Raw genomic sequence first — 17,430 nt, 5'->3', positions numbered from 1 at the left:
GTTCTTGTCTTGTGATCATAGGAGCTAAATAACTCCCAAAGTCTTAATTTTTGCTTTTGGATGCACTTCATTTTGCGACATGACGACCGTCGTGGGCCGAAAGCGCTCTACAATAGAACGTACATAGGGACGAATAACCGGGCTGCTCAACATGACAGGTGCTTCACCCATCATGGCATGGCGCTCAAATGTCTGACGAACAGCAGTTATAAATTCTTGAAGCTGGGTAGGAGGCATAGAAAGCTGTTTTTCTTCACCTTCACCCACCAACGCCTGAGCAAAAGCTTGCTCCCACTGAGGGGACAGCGTGATCATTGGAATAAAGCCTTGTTCATTCTGATTATCATTGGAAATCTGTCTGGCAAGGCGCGAACGTACATGTTCGGTAATAAAGGTAGCGTTTCGTGTATAGGCACAGGCTTCTGAAATCCCTTCGAGAATGGTCGGTAAATCACGAATGGAGATACGTTCGCCAAGTAGATTTTGCAGCACACGTTGCAAGGCACCGACTGAAATTTGATTGGGGATAAGATCGCCAATAAGCTTCTGGTGTTCTTCACCGAGTTCATCGAGCAATTTCTGTGTTTCAGCATAAGAAAGCAATTCAGAAATATTGTCTTTCACAACTTCGGTAATATGGGTCGTGATCACTGTTGAGGCATCAACAACTGTATAGCCACGGAATAGGGCTTCTTCCTTCTGACCTTCATCAACCCACATCGCCGGTAATCCGAATGTTGGCTCGACAGTTTCCTCGCCAACGAGTTGGATTTTATCGCCGCGAGGGTCCATGATCAGGAACATATTGGGACGAAGTTCTCCTTCGCCGGCGGCTATTTCTTTAACGCGAATAACATAGCTGTTCGCGCCGAGCTGAAGGTTATCCTGAATACGTACGGACGGTAACACAAACCCGAGTTCTTGAGCCAGTTGTCGACGTAGGCCTTTAATTTGATCTGTGAGCCTTTCCCCACCCTGTCCATTGATCATGGGGAGCAGTGCATAGCCCAGTTCAAGCCGAAGGTTATCGATCTGCAAGGATGCTGAGATTGGTTCTTCCGCAACAGGTGCGGGTTCTGCTGCTTCCAGCTCTTTCTTATCTGCAAGTTCGGTTTTTTGTATATCTTTCTTGTCGCTATACCAAGCCAGCCCACCTGTTGCTGCGGCGAGCAGGAGAAACGGAAAAGCAGGTGTGCCCGGCACAACAGCGAGTGCGACCATAAGGGCTGATGATAGCCCAAGAGCTCGAGGGTATCCACCAAGCTGTGCAAAAATAGCTTTGTCCGCAGAACCTGTTGTTGTGGTCTTGGAAACCAGAATACCAGCTGCCGTAGAGACAACAATCGCAGGAATTTGTGAAACAAGGCCATCGCCAACAGTTAACAGAGTGTATGAGGTTGCCGCATCTCCTACAGCCATGTCACGCTGAGCAACACCAATGATAATGCCGCCGATAACATTAATGAAAGTTATAAGAAGTCCGGCAATGGCGTCACCCCGAACAAACTTTGAAGCACCATCCATGGCCCCAAAGAAGTTACTTTCATCTTCGAGTGTCTTGCGACGTTCTCTGGCGTCGCCTTCATCAATAAGACCGCTTGATAGATCTGCATCAATAGCCATCTGTTTGCCGGGCATCGCATCCAAACTAAAACGTGCTGATACTTCCGCAATACGGCCCGCGCCCTTTGTAATAACAATAAAGTTGACGATGACAAGGATACCAAAAACAATAATACCGATAACAAAGTTGCCACCCATGACAAAGTTGCCGAACGATTGAATTACCTGTCCAGCAGCTGCTGTGCCTTGGTGCCCCTCAGCAAGAATCAATCTTGTTGATGCCAGGTTGAGTGATAACCGTAGCATTGTGGCAATAAGCAACACGGTTGGGAATGAACCAAATTCCAGTGGCCCTTGAATAAAAAGGGCGGTCATAAGGATCAGAACTGAAAGTGTTATAGAAAGCGCCAGAGAAATATCCAGCAACCAACTCGGCATCGGCAAAATCAGAACAATCAGAATTGCGATAACACCAAGGGCCAAGGCGATATCACCACGCTTCATTGCTTCAATCGCTGAAGAAACGGAAGCTGGCAGGCCTAGCTTTTTGCCATCTTGTTGTGGGCTACTGTCAGACATACTGTACTCTGATACTGTTTATGTGACTCAAACCGACGGGCTTAAGTGTTCACTGATATTGCCTGGACTAGTAATTTCAGTTCCGTCTTCGCTATAAATTTTTAGCTTGTTGCGAAGGGTTCTAATGGAAATACCCAGAATATTGGCTGCATGAGTTCGGTTGCCCAAACAATGCTCCAAGGTGTTCAGAATTAAATCTTTCTCAACATCTGCGACGGTTCTACCGACAAGTTTTTCGTCAATTGGGGTTTCTGAAGCGCCGACATTTGGTGATGCCGGTTGGGCTGGTGTTTGCGCACCGCCATAGGCATTTGCCGCTGCTGTACTCGCTGGTGCTTGTGAAGCAGCTGTTCTGGCCGCTGCAGCTGGTGCAAAGCTGGATCCGGTTAACATGATGGCTTCGGGGCTGACAAGATTATCGCGAGATAACAGCACAGCTCTGTGCATTGTGTTTTCCAGTTCCCGAACGTTTCCGCGCCAGTGATGCTGCAAAAGCTGAGCCATCGCTTCTGGTGTGATGGCAGGCTTAGGGACACCGTTTGATTCGGCATACTTTCCGAGAAAATGATCAGCTAGAATTTCTATATCCAAAGGACGATCCCGGAGGGAAGGCATTTCGATTGTTACGACGTTAAGGCGGAAATAAAGATCTTCTCTGAAGTTCCCTTTTCTGACTTCTTCTTCCAAGTCTCTGTTCGAGGTCGCGAGCAAACGGATATCAACCTTAATAGGTTGGTTGCCCCCGACACGATCAATTTCACGTTCCTGCACGGCCCTTAATAATTTTGCTTGTAGGCGAGGGTGCATTTCTGAAATTTCGTCGAGCAAAAGGGTTCCCCCGTTTGCTTCTTCGAACTTCCCGATACGTCGAGAGATCGCGCCTGTAAAAGCCCCTTTTTCATGACCGAAAAGTTCTGATTCCAAAAGGTTTTCTGGAATTGCTGCACAGTTAACCGAGATGAAGTTCTTTTTTACCCGTTTGGATTTTGTATGCAGGAACCGTGACATTACTTCTTTACCCGTACCGCTTTCACCTGTCACCAATACAGAGGCGTCTGATGGAGCAATTTGTTCAGCCAGTTTCAAGACTGCTGCGGTCGCGGGGTCTTTGTAGATCAGTGACGTGGTTTCTTCTGTCACCGCGGCTAAGACTGCTGCAATAAGTTCAGCATCGGGAGGAAGCGGAATGTATTCTTTTGCGCCGGATCTTATGGCGTCGCCAGCTTTTGACGGTTGGGTGCCAATGCCACAGGCAATGACAGGAACGGAAAAGCGTTCTGCATCCAGGTGTTTACAAAGTTTATCAATATCCAAACCGATATCGACCATCAACAAATCAGCACCATTTCCTGTGCGTAAAGAGGCCATCGCCTGATCAACGTCATCTACAGTTGCCACTTTTGCACCTTTTTCAAAGGCAATTTTGCCGGCAGTGATCATATGTCCTTCTAGTGAGCCAACAATTAGTAGGCGCATAACTTACTCTCCTGGTCGACGGTTACGTATATGACCGTCTTAATCAAAATAATTCACTCTCTGGTCCGGAGAGAGAATAGTGTTCAACATTATCTCCAAACGTCTTGGATTTTCTTGCTTACATACAGAACAGATACCAATGGTATAGATTTGATTCACGATCGCTTCAGTTTGAGAAATTCGTTCCAACTTGGCAGCAAGTGGGTGAAAAACCATGTTTGATAAAATGGCCCCATAAAATGTTGTAAGAAGAGCAACAGCCATGCTGGGACCAATTGTACTGGGGTCTTCAAGATTACTAAGCATTTGGACCAGCCCAACGAGCGTTCCTATCAAGCCCATGGCAGGGGCAACTTCGCCTGCTCTTCTTAGGATATTAGCAGAACGTTGATGCCGGGTTTGTGTGGCAATTAGCTGCTGTTCTAGGACTGCTTCCAGTTGTTCTGGCGCTATACCATCCACAAGCATTTCTGTTGCGCGGTGTAAAAAGACACTGTTTTGAATGTCTTTCAGGTGTTTTTGTAGAGACAGAATACTGTTTCGTCGGGCGTTGTCTGCCAAAAAAAGAACCTGAAGAGCTGCATTCTTTGGGGTTTCAGCTTGGTAGAATGCTGCACGCATCATTGTTTTTTGCGATCTGCTTACCTCATCAAAGGTAAAGGAGATCGTTGTCACCAAAAATGTTCCGCCAATGACAATCAGAATAGCAGGCAAATTAAAGAATGATCCTGGGGAGCCCCCAACAATCATTGCGATAATAATGATCAAAAACGCACCAGCAACACCGCCCAGCGTTGCATAATCAACCGTTGCATTGGATTGCGGGCGACTGGGAACTTCTGTCCCTTCTGTAGCGCGCGTTTGAGATGTATTTGCCATTTTTAGCTGTTATCCCAAATAGTCCTAGTTTCTGTCCATTTTGATGATCTCTGTCATTGTCACGCCTAGGCGGTTTTCAACAACAACGACTTCACCACGTGCGACTAATCTATTGTTTACATAGATATCAATGGCTTCACCAACTTTACGGTCCAGTTCAATGACAGCACCGCGGCCCAGTTTGAGAAGTTGGCTGACTTGCATATTGGCTTTACCCAAAATGGCTGAAACCTGTACCGGAATGTCGTAGACGGCTTCCAGTTCCTTTGCGTTGGTCGGCGGGCGTCCGCCAGGCTCTGGCATTGCTGAGTCATCTTCCATCTCAGGCATGTCAGGAAAAGTGTCTTCAGCTGGGGTTTGTGTGTCATCATCGTTCATTGCGTTGTCTCATCGGTTGGTACAACTGCCGGGCTGTCTGATGCTGGCGTTGCACTGGTTTTCCCGGCAGCTCCGGGCAGTGAGAAATTTGTAATTGCTCGACTAATAATTGTTTCAATTTCTTGTAAAAGCTCTGTCGCAGTTCTTTCTGCGCCACCCTCGGCCCATTCCACCCGAACATCGCCTGCCATCATGCCGGGCTCTGACAAAAATACTAAATTGCCATTAAAACCACTTTGCTGGGCGACCTGTTCCAGTTTGTCTTGTACGTCATCCAGTGTTGTATCTGAAACACGAATAACCAATCTTGGTTCTTGTGGAAGACGATCAAGACATTCTCGGAAAACAAGAATAATTTCGTCCAGTGATGTGTTGTTCACTAAGCTTGGGAAAAGTTTCTTGAGCGCTGTAAGTACAACTTCCATCGAAACACTTTGAAGTTCCTGAACCTGAGATTGTTGAACTGTTTGAAGTCCTTGTAATTGTTCTGTTATCAGATTAATCGATTGTGCGATTAATGCGTTAGCTGTCTCATCGGCATGATTTTGTGCATCTATTTGCCCGGCGGTAAAACCCTCGGCATAGGCAGCCTGTTTTTCCAATTCCAGATTTTCTGCAGAAACGGCGCCTTCCGGTAAGGGGACTTCTTCTGGCTCTATATTCTCTTCAACATCAGGGGGCGGGGGTGCGGAGTTGCCCATAAAGTCCGAAAAATTATTTGTAGAGCTATTCTGGGATTTGTTTTTGTTTGACTCTTCCCGGCCTTCAAACGAGGTATCAAAAAGGAACTTTTGTGTAGAATTTGCCACCACCTATTGCTCCTAATACACCAACTCGTCTTCGCCTTTTGAGTCGGCCATAACGATTTCACCTTTTTCAGCAAGGTCTTTGGCAATGGTAACCATATACATTTGAGCTTCGTCCACATCTTTGAGACGAATTGGCCCCATTGCCTGCATATCTTCTTTCATGATTTTGGCGGCGCGCTCAGACATATTTGTAAAGAAGAGTTCTCTGAGTGTTTCAGAGGAACCTTTGAGTGCAATTGCCAGTTTGTCTTTTTCAGCAGCGCTCAAGAGAGTTTGAACCCCACCGGGGTCGAGGTTGCCTAGGTCTTCAAAAGTAAACATCAGGGCTTTGATGCGTTCTGCTGAATCTTTGTTTCGCTCTTCTAGGGCATTCATAAAGCGGCTTTCAACGTTCCGATCAAGGAAGTTAAAGATGTCAGCCATCATTTCGTGTGAATCACGCCTATTGGTTCGTGCCAGATTAGACATAAACTCGTTTCGAAGTGTTCTTTCAACATCATCCAGAACGTCTTTTTGAACGGCTTCCATGCGGAGCATACGCATTACAACTTCCATTGCGAAGGGTTCTGGAAGAAGTCCAAGAACGCGTGAAGCATGTTCTGGTTTAACTTTGGATAGAATAACTGCGACTGTTTGTGGGTACTCGTTCTTAAGATAATTCGCGAGCACATTTTCGTTAACATTCGCAAGCTTTTCCCACATTGTTCTACCAGCGGGGCCACGAATTTCTTCCATGATGGTGTCGACACGGTCCTTGTCGAGAACTTTCATCAACAAGCGTTCTGTACTGTCATAGCTTCCGACAATAGTGCCTGTCGTAGAGATCTGGTCCGCAAACTCAACGAGTAAACGTTCAATCAGCTGAGCACTCACAGTACCAAGTGTCGCCATGATTTGTGAAATCTCGCGGATTTCGTCATCTTCCATGAGCGCAAAAAGTTGAGCTGTTTGCGCTTCGCCCAGTGCCATCACAAGAAGTGCTGCCTTCTCTGGGCCGGTCATTGTTCTGTAGTCGTCACGCATACTTGTTACTCTTACCTGTGGTCATATTCGGACTGTGCTAAATATTATTTGCCTTCCTGATAAAGCCATCCGCGTATAATCTGGACAGCTTCTTCAGGATGTTTTTCGACAATTTCCCCAATCTTGTTCAGGGATGAGGCGCGGACACGCCCCTCTACCTTGTTCATATCGATCATTTGTTCGATTTCGTTGTTGACCCCACCTGCCTCGGTCGGAAGGCCTGCTTCATCAGTTCCCCCCGCAGTTGAGGTTAGAAGAGGTGTTCCATCAGCGCCTATCTGAGCAGGCATGCCGGGTATCATGGTTGCCCCTGGGGCTCCTGTCGGAACGGCCATAACCATTGGGCGTCCATCAGGGCCGGGAACCGTGATGGTGCCACCACCTTCACCATCGCCGACAGGTGCAAAATCACCATCAATGACACGTGTAACAAGAGGGCGCACAACAAGGAGTAGGATTAGAATTGCAACAATCCCAAGGATAAAGAGTTCAGCAAAACGCATCATATCTTCTTTATCCATCCCAAGAACACCTTCTTCTGGAAGGAGTAGGGGATCAAGTTCAGCAAAACGGAAATTGGCAACTTCAACTGTGTCGCCACGGTTTTCATCAAAACCGACGGCCGATCTGACGATTGCGCCAAGCTGTGCAAGGTCTTCTTCGCTTCGGCTTGTAAAGGTTCTTACACCCTCTTCATTAACTTCTGTGATGTCATTGATAATAACGGCCACAGAGAGGCGCCTTACAGCACCGGTTTCGCGAACACGTGTTTTAATGATTTTTGAGTTTTCAAAGTTGACTGTCTCTTCCAGGCGAGAACTGTTGCTCTGGCTTCCTGAAGCACCACCGAGCTGACCTAGGTTGGCATCAGGTAGATTGTTACCAACAGTAATGCCTTCATTTCCGGCATTATCAGCTTCATTCGCGCTTTCTTCAACTGTTTGCGTAGACAGGACAACCTGACCATCAGGATCATACGTTTCTGAGTTTTCTGTTACTCTGTCAAAGTCCATTTCTGCTGAAATCTGAACTTGAGCATTGCCGCGCCCAACATACCGTTCCAATAATTCTTCTACAGTACGCATCAATCGCGTTTCATAAGCAACACGGCGCTCGTCAGCAGTACTTGTCAGTTGATTGAGATCACCTTCTTCTCCGCCGCGGGCCAGAAGGTTCCCTTTGTCATCAATAATGGATACGTTTAAGGGCTTCATACCCGGTACAGCAGCAGAAATCAGATGCTGAATAGATAAAATTTGCTGGCGGTCCAGAGTATTGTTGCCCTGTGTTGTCACGACAACTGATGCAGAGGGGGATTGTTTGTCCCTGCTAAAAAGCTCTCTTTGTGGTAATACAAGATGAACCCGGGCCTGTTTAATTCTGTTTATAGATTTAACCGTCCGGGAGAGTTCTCCTTCTAGTGCACGTAAGTGATTTATATTCTGTACAAAGCTTGTTGTTCCCAAGGCTTCGGATTGGTCAAAGATCTCGTATCCGATTGAACCGCCGGATGGCAGTCCTTTTTCTGCCATAGCGACACGCATTGCGCCTACTTTGTTACTGGGGACATAAACAGCATCGCCAGCAGGTGAAAGTTTGTAAGGAACTTGAAGTTGTTCGAGCTCACTAACAATTTGTCCACCATCCTGCGTATCGAGATCGGCATATAACAATGCCATTTCCGGTGTAGCAACACGTCCGGTCAGGTATATGAAAAATGCAATAATAGCCGCTGCTACGCCAGCCATTATGCCAAGGCGAACAGGCCCGAGGTTCTTCAATGTATCTACGAATGTATTCACTACCGCACGATCCGAATTATTGCTATTCACTTACAGACACTTAAAATCTGCTAACACTAACCTATAGCTATTCGGTAAATAGGACGTTAACAAAGGAAAAAATTGCCTAGTGGTGGGAAAAAATTGCCCAGCGGATTGAATCAAATTTTATCTATATAAGTCAAGAGCTTATTGCGTAAATAACAATAAGCTCAATAATAAAGGCTATTTTTTTGTGAAAATTAGAGGCGATATTAAAAAGACATACATATTTTTCTAGTGTTTTGATGCCTCTTTATGTTCAGTGTCTATACGGTATTTTTGTAGATGAGTCGTTCTCAGTCCGCGTAATCCATGGTTATCAATCAAGCGCTGCCAAGAAAGAAACTCTTCTAATGATAACTTATACCGCTTGCAGGCATCGTCGAGGCTTATGACGCCATTTCGAACACCGGCAACAACTTGTGCTTTACGTCGTATGACCCACCTTTTCGTTTCTGGTGGCGGTAGATCATCAAGAGAAAGAGGATGTGCATTTATATCCACATCACTCGTCCGTCGGCCTAAATTGCGAGACGGCATGGTTTTTACTCCAGCAATTTAAATAAGAGTTGCTTTTATAGCGGGAGGTTATTGAAAAACTATTAATATCAATAATTTAGACAATTTGTCTTAAATTTTATGTATTATTTAATTTGTCTTGTTAAACAGTCTTTTAGAGACAAAAAAACAGCCATTCAAAAATGAATGGCTGTAAAAATAATTTTTTGTTTTCGTTAATATTGCTTATCGAGCGATTCTTATGAGCTCATCAAGCATTTCATCGGCTGTCGTAATGATTTTCGAACTTGCGGAATAAGCCTGTTGGGTCACAATCATTTTCGTGAACTCTTCGGCAAGATCAACGTTGGAAGCTTCTAGTGAAGAAGAGGCAATCAGTCCTGCGCCACCCACCTTCGGACGGTTGAGCAAGAAGTTTCCTGATTCTGCTGTCGCACTATATGCATTCCCCGTTCTGCCTTCCAAACCGTTGGGATTTGGGAACATGCCAAGAGGAATTTGTGCAATATCCAGTTGTTCGCCGTTGTCAAAAAGGGCGGTTACAACCCCTTCTTCATTAACGGATACACCTCGGAAATTACCAAAGGTCACGCCATCCTGTTCAGCAGAGTTAAGAATGAAGTTGCCAGAAAACTGGATAATCCCATCTGGTGATCCAACAGTACCTGCGTCAAGAGCAATTGTGCTGTTTGTCGCGCCTGTTGAACCTACGGACCAATCAATTGTAATCGGTGGCATGTTGATCAAACTTGGAACGCCACCGGAAAATTGAATTGTACGCGGTAGGTTGGCAACAATGCCGCTGGTGGCACCGTTCAATGTTGGGTTTAAGACAGTCATGGACCAATCATTTGCGGCTGTTTTGGTAAACGCCAACTGCATATCATGGGTGTTACCCAAGTCGTCATATACTTGAACTGTCGCCAGATATTGATCGTTATACTGTGTTGCTGTTGATGCTGAAGCAGCCGCAGTTTCTGTGATAGCATTGCCGTAACTGCCGACGTCAATGGTGCTTGATGATCCGTTGTTCCAGGAGTAGAGCGGATCGGGAGGCGGAAATCCAGATGTCGGACGACCGGTTGCCGGATCGAATACAACTGTTGTCGGGCCGCCATTATTAACTGAACCACCGGCTGGAGCCAATGCTTCAAAGCTCCACTGGTTTGCAGCAGCTAGTTTTGTCCAACGATATGTGACTGATTGTGCGACACCTGTTGGATCGTTTACAGTTGTGACCACATCATGCTGTGTGCCTGCTACAGCTGCACTGTCGAGGTTTGTTTCAAGGGCCACGTCACTTGTCTGTTCTGTAGGTAGAACTGTCGATGGTAGATTAAGTGCAAGCTCTAGGTTCGTCGTCGCCCGTGCCGTACCATTTAGATTTGCAACGTTGATCGTTTCAAGCCCAGTAAAGGTACTGCCGCTGGTCGGCGTACTGCTACCCGGAGTTATCGGCCACCCTTGCAAGTAATATCCACCGGCATTCACGAGGTCACCTGAGGCGTTTGGCCTGAATGATCCCGCGCGGGTAAACAGGTATTGTGTTCCTGTCGCACCACCTGGTCTGTCGGCGACGACAAAGAAACCTTTACCAGCAACGGCCAGATCAGTCGCAGATGCCGTACCTTGTAATTGGCCTTGTTTATCAATGTTTCTCAACGGAGCGGAACGTACACCACCAGGGGCATAGAGCGTTTCACTCGAAGATTGGGCAACCAAGGTTGAAAAGCGTGCTGTCACGCCTTTGTAGCCAGTTGTGTTAACGTTTGCGATATTGTCCGAAATCATGCCCATCGCATTACTTTGAGCCGAGAGCCCGGACACGCCAGAATAAAGGGCGCCATAAATACTCATGATCCAATCTCCCTAGTGGTAAAGAGTGCAATTAGGCAGAGCAAGCTCTTCGTCCGATAAAATAAATCTACATAAGTACTCATTTTCATCTTAAGAACTTTCTCCGGTGGTGGAACTTTTCTGAACGACGGCCTGGACGCTATCCAGAGGTGCTTCAATTTCGCCGATGTTCAAGATGACGCTACCATTGCTCATCTGAACGCCTGTGACCGTACCTTGAATGCCTTGTGCCGTTTGAATTATCTTTTCATCAGAATCTTTAGCGACAACACTGAAAGCATAGATGCCATTTTCCATCTGGTTTCCATTGTCATCTTTGCCGTCCCAATGAATTGTATGTTGTCCTGCAGAGGTTTGACCTTGAAGGGTTCGTACTGTCTTGCCCTCGGAATTAAGAATTTTAATCTCAGTCGTGGCTGCATTCGCCGTCAAACCATAAATCGCGTCTGCTCCGGTATCGCTCAGGTTGAGAACAATACTGTCTGCTTTTACCTCTTTTCCAACGTAATCAAGGGCAGAGGTTAGTTGAGTGTTACTTTGCAGAGCAATCAAGCTGTCGAGCTTCTTATTTGTGTTCAATCCAGCTTCAGTTTGGGTGAATTGTGTTAATTGATTCACAAATTCGGTGTTATCTGTCGGTTCCAATGGATCTTGATTTTTGAGCTGAGTGGTCAACAGTTTTAAGAACATGTCGAATGTATCGTTGAGTGACTGGCCACCGGTTAAGGAGCCTGACCCACCAGATTCTTGATATGCTACTCCGTTGACGGGGGCTGGAGCTTGTGCTGCTGTCGTGTCCATTTTATTCTCCTGCCATTCCCTTAAATACTAATGTCCAAGTCGCCGTCATGTGACGATTTTTTCACAATGTCTGCTGTTTCAGTTAAGTCTTCGTCACTCGCAGAAACGTTTTCTGTGTCAGATAATTCAGGGCCTTGGTTGTGTGTAGGATTTTGTTCACTACCACCCTGCTTGAGGTTGAAGCTCAGGCTTTGTCCATCTGTTTTAAGACCCGCTTCTTGCAATGCCTTTTCCAGCATCCTAGAATCTCTTTGCAACATATCCAGTGTGTCCGGACGTTCTGCTGAAATCATGGCTTTCATGGTACTGCCGTCGACAATTTCCAATTTCACATCTACGCGTCCTAGTTCGGATGGGTGTAGTTTTATTGAGATACTGTCTTTATTGGCACCGGCCGCCTTGCGAATGTGTATCGACAGCTGATCGGCTGGCGTTACATTCATTGATCTTAGAGTGCTTTGTAATGGGGCAGTCGGTGCTGGCTTGGAAGTACGACTTGTTGATGCCAGTGTATCTGCAAAATTCAGATTACCAGTTTGTACTTGTGTTTTTGCGTTTGTCACTTGGCCAAGATCAGCTTTGATCATTCCGTTGTTACTTTGGGACTGCCCGTTAGCGTTATTGCCATTTTGCCCTGGACTGTTAGCCAAAACGGCTTGTGCGACCTGACCTGGTGTTGCTGTCTTGCCATTAACTGTTTGTGCAGCGGTTGCTGTGGCCAAGCCTTTTGATTTGTCTTGGGCACTCGCATTTGCCGAGGCGGTGTTCGCATCCTGACTGCTTTGTGCACTTACTGATGTAGAGCCGGTCAGGCTATTCATTGGCCTTGATGTTACTTCTGCTTCTGTGACTTTAACATTGGCTACACCTGCATTATTTACCCCTTGGTTGGCGCTTTCAGGTTTTGCGCTCTGTTGGGGGGCTACAGTAGCCGGAGAACCCTGGTTAGCAGCTCCGTTGGTAGCGGCCTGTTTTAAGCTAGCTGCTGTCTGAGAAGCCGCCTGTTGAGAGGCTGGTTCTGCAACAGCAGCTGCGACATCATTGCTATCTGTTGCTGTATTTTCATTTGAATGAACTTCTTTATTCTCAAGGGGTGCATCGTTGTTATCGATATCAGACGTGGCCGCTTGCTGGTCATCTTTTAGATCAGATGAATCCCTTTTGTCGTCTGACGCATGCTGTGCAGTATGGTCTTCTTCATCTGCGGGGTGCTCGACTGCAGATGGTTTTGTATCTTCATGGGCCTTTGTCTTGTCTTCGAATGTTTCTTTCGGGGCGCTGAAGCTGATTTCGCGTTCTCCAGGCCAAGGTGCCTTATTAAAGATATTTCCGAGTAATGAATTATCACGTGTCAGGGAGGGATTGACAGCCGCAGATTTACCAGATGAGCCGACAGAGTTCAGGTATTCTGCAAATACTTGGCTAGCATTAGGTGCCTGTTTACCTTTTGCCGTCGACTGTTGGGAAACAGCTCTGTTAATGTCGATATTGTAGTTATTCATCATTCTATCCCTGAATCTCTAAATCATTAAGCCAAGTGGAGACCAGAACGGCGATGGTTTTGGGTGGATGAGAGGGGCCAGGTAAAACATTCTTCCTCTAGTGACGGATGAAGTGTTACCCAAATTTGCCGGAAGCTCATGATGAGCGAGATGGACTCTTTAGCAGATTCCAAATCATTTTTGACGTTGGTTCGGGTAATGTTCGCAATTAAACTCAAATGGGTTTGCATAAAAGCACCGCGAACATTTTCGGAAATATCTGCCTTCATTTCTTCTTCTATAGCATCCAGTAAGGCAGAGGCTTTCATCGTTGCATTGAAGCGTTTTTCAATTTCAAGAGTGGTCACAGCATCCTTTGCTTCTCCCAAAGCATTGATCGCCTGGTTGATAAGCATCAGAACTTCACCGGGAGACGTATCTAAAGAGTCTAGTGGTGTTGTTGTGGTGTCCGCTTGCCAATGCATTTTGTGTCCAATCTATCTTGAATTATCAAAACTCAGGATGATCAATGCAAACTGCGGGCCAGTTTTTGAAGATATTGTTCTTCGTTGTTTTTAAAGAGAAAAGTTATTGTAACGAGATGGGAAGGAAAAGAATGCCGGGTATAAATTATTGGAAAGTGATAAAAGATGCCGGGTGTGTTGAGCTTTTTAACCTATAGATAATTTGTATGGGGAGCATGGGTTCTGTTGGCTCTTTGTTTTAGGTATTTCCCATAGCTACTTCCGTCGAATTTTTCAGCCAGAGTTATAAGCTGATTGTTTGATATGTAGCCCATGTTATAGGCAACTTCTTCTATACAGCATATTTTTAGACCCTGACGGTCCTCAATGATTTTAAAGAAGTTTGAGGCATCCATTAATGAGTTCACGGTTCCTGCATCGAGCCAAGTTGTGCCGCGAGAAAGGAATTTGGCCTTTAATTCTCCTCTATTTAAGTAGATGTTGTTTAAATCGGTAATTTCCAATTCGCCCCTAGTGCTGGGCTGTAACTGCTTTGCGAATTCTACGACTTGATGGTCGTAAAAATAGAGGCCAATCGCGGCAATATTGGATTGAGGATTGGTTGGCTTTTCTTTTAGGGCTGTCACATTATTGTTTTTGTCACACTCAATGATGCCAAATCTTTCCGGTTCTTTTGTGTGGGTTCCTACGATATACGCGCCTTTTTTTACAGAGAGACATTCATTCCATAAGAGATTTAGCTGTCCCCAGTAGAGTATATTGTCTCCTAAAATTAAGCAGACAGGTTCGTTGTTTATGAATTCTTCGCCAATAAGAAAAGCATCAGGTAAGCCTTTTGGACTCTCCTGAGTTTTGTATTCGATAGAAATACCCAGTTGAGACCCATCACCAAGATTACCTTTAATCACGTCTAGATCTTTTGGGGTTGTGATAATTAATATGCTTTTTATTCCTAGCAGCATCAGAGTTGCTAGAGGGTAGTGAAGCATGGGTTTGTCATAGATTGGTAGGAGTTGTTTACAAACAACGTCTGTGAGGGGGCGCAATCTTGTCCCTGTTCCTCCGGCAAGCACAATTGCTCTTTTTATCAACTGATGAACTCCTTGCCTCAATGGCATTAACCTTAATCTATTTAGTATATTGTCTTATCGTGGGCTGATATATCAATCACATTTTGTGATTTTTATTGGTGCGCAGCATTATGTTCCCTTTATATTTAGCTAGGAATTGTTTTCCATTTTACAGGGAAGAAAAAGACTGTGAGCTAGGAATTTATCGCTCATGGCAATTTTTAATAAATAAATTTTATATATAACTGATTGAAATAAATAAATAAAAATAATTGGCATGACCCTTGCTTATTAGTTGTGAATTCAACACGTGCCGTCTCTGGCGGTGGAATGGCAAGAGGCCTTCCGTTGAGCTAAATGTGAAAGGAAAGAACATGCCTACAGTAACAACAAATACAGCAGCGAATTCTGCGCTGCGCTTTTTGAATTTGAATTCAATGAAGTCTGGTAGCTCGATTTCTAAGCTTGCTTCGGGGTCACGTATCGTAAATGCATCAGATGATGCTGCTGGTCTAGCTATCGGTACACGGCTTCGCGCGGACAGTAACGTTTTGCAGCAAGCGTCTATCAACTCTGCGCAGGGTGCGTCTGTTATGCAAGTTGGTGATGGCGGTTTGGCACGTATTTCGGATGTGTTGCAAAGATTGAAAGCGTTGGCCGCGGCTTCTCTGTCAGGCGTACCAACAGATACAGAGCGCGGATTTATTGATGCGGAATATACGCAATTAATTACTGAGATTGATGGTATTGCAGCCAGTACACGTTTTAATGGAGAGTCTCTGCTGGATGGAACTGGCGCACAATTTGGTGCGGGGGCGGTCAATTTTTTTGTGGGTGTTACGACTGCTGATATTATATCGGTTGATATCTCATCATTAAGTTCTACAGCCTCTGACTTTAATGCTGCAAGTTTGGCGACAGGTGGTACTGCCCTTGGATCAACCACTGTTAGTACCTCTGCGGACGCTTCGATTGCAATGGCATCTGTTGATTTGGCAATCAACGAGGTGTCAGAGGCGCGCGCGAATATCGGTTCAATTGTGTCTCGTTTTGAGTTTAGGCAGCAGCAAGTGGCCACGTCAAAAGAGAATATTGATGCTGCACTTTCATCTGTTATGGATGTTGATTTGGCTGCGGAACAATCAAGACTTGTATCTTCTCAGGTTCTTGTCCAGGCGTCGGTATCTGCTCTGTCCCAGGCAAATCAGTTGCCTCAGACGTTATTGTCGCTTCTACAGTAAGGCCAATCGTTGCTTTCACATGGCTCTTTGGGCGTCCAGGATGGACGCCCAAATATGTGATAGGCAGATTTTAGGTGGTCGTTAATTTAATAATTTTATTTTTATTTGTTTTAATATTTTTTTACGGACTATCTTATTATAATAAGCTATCCCTGCATTAAATGCGGGGCATTCTTTGAGATGTAGAATATGTCCATGATTCCGCTATTTTCTCCTGACATGCCGACAACAGATGATCTTATTCCTTATTTGCGAGAGATTGACTGTGATCATTGGTATTCAAACTTTGGCCCTAAATTAAATAAGTTTGAGACCCTTCTGGCGGCCCATTTTCAAGTCTCGAAAAATTGTATTTCTACTTCGTCTAGTGCGACCACTGGCTTAATGATGGCACTTAAAGCTCTCGCCCTTAACTTTGAGCTGGGAGGTAGAAAGCGTTTTAGATGTTTATTGCCTGCTTGGACTTTTGTGGCCTCTGCACAGGCTGTTTTGGAAGCTGGTGGGCTCCCTTTATTCTGTGATGTTTCTGGTGGCAGTGGCGCTCTTACACCCGAAATCGTTGAGAAATACTTGTCATGCTCAGAAGCAATAGTTCCAGACGTTGTTATGGCCGTCGCACCTTTCGGTGCTGCCGTTGAGGTAGCTGAGTGGGACGCCTTTAGTTTAAGGACAGGTATTCCCGTTGTTATCGATGCCGCTGCGTCATTCTTCTCAGTTGTTCCAGGTATTGCCCCTGTTATCGTTAGTTTACATGCGACAAAGGTGTTTGGTGTAGGTGAGGGGGGGGTCATCATTTCACAAAATGCTAGCTTGATCGAAAAAATACACCAGATCAGTAAATTTGGTTTTTCAAAAACGCGAGTGGCGACCATTCGAGGAGGGAACTATAAGTTAAGTGAATATCATGCTGCTGTTGGCTTGGCCCAGTTTGAAAGATTATCACGTCTCAAGGCGAGGTACCTTAGGGTTAAAGATATCTACTTAAATGAGCTCTTAAATATAGATAATATTAGCTTGTTGGGAGATCCTGGCAGATTGATTAGCTCAACTTTGAATGTTCTCGTTAATAATGGTACGGCAAAAAATGCAGTGCAAAAATTACGTATGCAAGGGATTGGCGCTTCAATCTGGTGGGAGGATACTTTACACCGCAACCCTGTTTTCATGGAGGGGGGTGTTGTCGGTGAACTCCCTGTTTCAGATGACATGTATGATAGAGTCTTTGGTTTGCCATTCCATTCGAAGTTAACAATTGATGAGATCCGTTGTGTCCTGCAAGCGATTCGAAATATCTAGAGTCTTAAGTTTTTGTTTTAGAATCATATGATTAAGTTATCTGGGGATTAGGTCTATATTCGAAAATCACATCGATTAATGTTTTGTTAATAACTTGCATACAGACTAGATCGTATGTAGAAATGTATTTTCTATGAGCTATGTTTTCCA

Annotated in this window: 15 protein-coding genes; 2 read left to right on the top strand and 13 right to left on the bottom strand. The window is 45.2% G+C overall.

Annotation, left to right across the window (positions count from 1 at the left end; translation table 11 throughout):
* Nucleotides 1-24: 24 nt before the first annotated feature.
* The 13 genes from flhA to rfbA form a co-directional block, all read right to left on the bottom strand.
* Nucleotides 25-2,142, bottom strand: coding sequence for a flagellar biosynthesis protein FlhA (gene flhA / locus ACN0QW_RS07570; protein WP_417430209.1), 2,118 nt, complete (start codon nucleotides 2,140-2,142; stop codon nucleotides 25-27).
* Between the two features lie 27 nt (nucleotides 2,143-2,169).
* On the bottom strand, nucleotides 2,170-3,618 hold the full coding sequence (locus tag ACN0QW_RS07565) for a sigma-54-dependent transcriptional regulator (RefSeq protein ID WP_417430207.1): 1,449 nt from the start codon (nucleotides 3,616-3,618) through the stop codon (nucleotides 2,170-2,172).
* Nucleotides 3,619-3,657: 39 nt separating this feature from the next.
* The gene (locus tag ACN0QW_RS07560) at nucleotides 3,658-4,497 is read right to left on the bottom strand and encodes a motility protein A (RefSeq protein WP_299380039.1); all 840 of its coding nucleotides are present in this window, start codon (nucleotides 4,495-4,497) and stop codon (nucleotides 3,658-3,660) included.
* 24 nt (nucleotides 4,498-4,521) lie between these two features.
* On the bottom strand, nucleotides 4,522-4,818 hold the full coding sequence (fliN, locus tag ACN0QW_RS07555) for a flagellar motor switch protein FliN (protein WP_299380048.1): 297 nt from the start codon (nucleotides 4,816-4,818) through the stop codon (nucleotides 4,522-4,524).
* A 53-nt stretch (nucleotides 4,819-4,871) separates the two neighbouring features.
* Nucleotides 4,872-5,684, bottom strand: a complete 813-nt coding sequence (locus ACN0QW_RS07550) for a hypothetical protein (RefSeq protein WP_417430204.1) — start codon at nucleotides 5,682-5,684, stop codon at nucleotides 4,872-4,874.
* Nucleotides 5,685-5,696: 12 nt separating this feature from the next.
* Entirely contained in the window at nucleotides 5,697-6,707 is a 1,011-nt protein-coding gene (gene fliG / locus ACN0QW_RS07545; protein WP_299380034.1) for a flagellar motor switch protein FliG, read from the bottom strand.
* Nucleotides 6,708-6,751: 44 nt separating this feature from the next.
* Complete coding sequence (gene fliF / locus ACN0QW_RS07540) at nucleotides 6,752-8,539, bottom strand: flagellar basal-body MS-ring/collar protein FliF (protein ID WP_417430202.1); 1,788 nt, start codon at nucleotides 8,537-8,539, stop codon at nucleotides 6,752-6,754.
* A 225-nt stretch (nucleotides 8,540-8,764) separates the two neighbouring features.
* A complete protein-coding gene (locus tag ACN0QW_RS07535; protein WP_417430200.1) occupies nucleotides 8,765-9,070 on the bottom strand; it encodes a DUF1153 domain-containing protein in 306 nt (101 codons plus the stop codon).
* A 204-nt stretch (nucleotides 9,071-9,274) separates the two neighbouring features.
* Entirely contained in the window at nucleotides 9,275-10,906 is a 1,632-nt protein-coding gene (locus tag ACN0QW_RS07530; RefSeq protein ID WP_417430198.1) for a flagellar hook protein FlgE, read from the bottom strand.
* Nucleotides 10,907-10,996: 90 nt separating this feature from the next.
* Nucleotides 10,997-11,707, bottom strand: a complete 711-nt coding sequence (locus ACN0QW_RS07525; protein WP_417430196.1) for a flagellar hook assembly protein FlgD — start codon at nucleotides 11,705-11,707, stop codon at nucleotides 10,997-10,999.
* A 20-nt stretch (nucleotides 11,708-11,727) separates the two neighbouring features.
* Nucleotides 11,728-13,212 (bottom strand): flagellar hook-length control protein FliK, encoded by a 1,485-nt coding sequence (locus tag ACN0QW_RS07520; RefSeq protein ID WP_417430194.1) that lies wholly within the window; start codon nucleotides 13,210-13,212, stop codon nucleotides 11,728-11,730.
* Nucleotides 13,213-13,235: 23 nt separating this feature from the next.
* Nucleotides 13,236-13,673, bottom strand: a complete 438-nt coding sequence (locus ACN0QW_RS07515) for a flagellar protein FliS (RefSeq protein WP_299380020.1) — start codon at nucleotides 13,671-13,673, stop codon at nucleotides 13,236-13,238.
* Nucleotides 13,674-13,864: 191 nt separating this feature from the next.
* Nucleotides 13,865-14,764: a glucose-1-phosphate thymidylyltransferase RfbA gene (gene rfbA, locus ACN0QW_RS07510; protein ID WP_417430192.1), complete on the bottom strand. Its 900-nt coding sequence runs from the start codon at nucleotides 14,762-14,764 to the stop codon at nucleotides 13,865-13,867.
* 353 nt (nucleotides 14,765-15,117) lie between these two features.
* Here rfbA and ACN0QW_RS07505 point away from each other — a divergent pair, with 353 nt between their 5' ends.
* Entirely contained in the window at nucleotides 15,118-15,984 is an 867-nt protein-coding gene (locus ACN0QW_RS07505; RefSeq protein WP_417430190.1) for a flagellin, read from the top strand.
* A 189-nt stretch (nucleotides 15,985-16,173) separates the two neighbouring features.
* A complete protein-coding gene (locus ACN0QW_RS07500; RefSeq protein ID WP_417430188.1) occupies nucleotides 16,174-17,280 on the top strand; it encodes a DegT/DnrJ/EryC1/StrS family aminotransferase in 1,107 nt (368 codons plus the stop codon).
* Nucleotides 17,281-17,430 lie beyond the last annotated feature (150 nt).

The organism is Kiloniella sp., from assembly GCF_048259265.1.
GTDB lineage: Bacteria > Pseudomonadota > Alphaproteobacteria > Kiloniellales > Kiloniellaceae > Kiloniella.
Note: the sequence above shows the minus strand (reverse complement) of the source record. Positions and strands in the feature narration are given on the sequence as shown.

Excerpts from the sequence above, each read along its gene's own strand:
- ACN0QW_RS07565 (WP_417430207.1), bottom strand. The coding sequence starts at position 3,618 with ATGCGCCTACTAATTGTTGGCTCACTAGAAGGACATATGATCACTGCC.
- flhA (WP_417430209.1), bottom strand. The coding sequence starts at position 2,142 with ATGTCTGACAGTAGCCCACAACAAGATGGCAAAAAGCTAGGCCTGCCA.
- ACN0QW_RS07520 (WP_417430194.1), bottom strand. The coding sequence starts at position 13,212 with ATGATGAATAACTACAATATCGACATTAACAGAGCTGTTTCCCAACAG.
- ACN0QW_RS07530 (WP_417430198.1), bottom strand. The coding sequence starts at position 10,906 with ATGAGTATTTATGGCGCCCTTTATTCTGGCGTGTCCGGGCTCTCGGCT.
- ACN0QW_RS07525 (WP_417430196.1), bottom strand. The coding sequence starts at position 11,707 with ATGGACACGACAGCAGCACAAGCTCCAGCCCCCGTCAACGGAGTAGCA.
- ACN0QW_RS07515 (WP_299380020.1), bottom strand. The coding sequence starts at position 13,673 with ATGCATTGGCAAGCGGACACCACAACAACACCACTAGACTCTTTAGAT.
- ACN0QW_RS07500 (WP_417430188.1), top strand. The coding sequence starts at position 16,174 with ATGTCCATGATTCCGCTATTTTCTCCTGACATGCCGACAACAGATGAT.
- ACN0QW_RS07535 (WP_417430200.1), bottom strand. The coding sequence starts at position 9,070 with ATGCCGTCTCGCAATTTAGGCCGACGGACGAGTGATGTGGATATAAAT.
- ACN0QW_RS07560 (WP_299380039.1), bottom strand. The coding sequence starts at position 4,497 with ATGGCAAATACATCTCAAACGCGCGCTACAGAAGGGACAGAAGTTCCC.
- fliN (WP_299380048.1), bottom strand. The coding sequence starts at position 4,818 with ATGGAAGATGACTCAGCAATGCCAGAGCCTGGCGGACGCCCGCCGACC.
- ACN0QW_RS07505 (WP_417430190.1), top strand. The coding sequence starts at position 15,118 with ATGCCTACAGTAACAACAAATACAGCAGCGAATTCTGCGCTGCGCTTT.
- fliG (WP_299380034.1), bottom strand. The coding sequence starts at position 6,707 with ATGCGTGACGACTACAGAACAATGACCGGCCCAGAGAAGGCAGCACTT.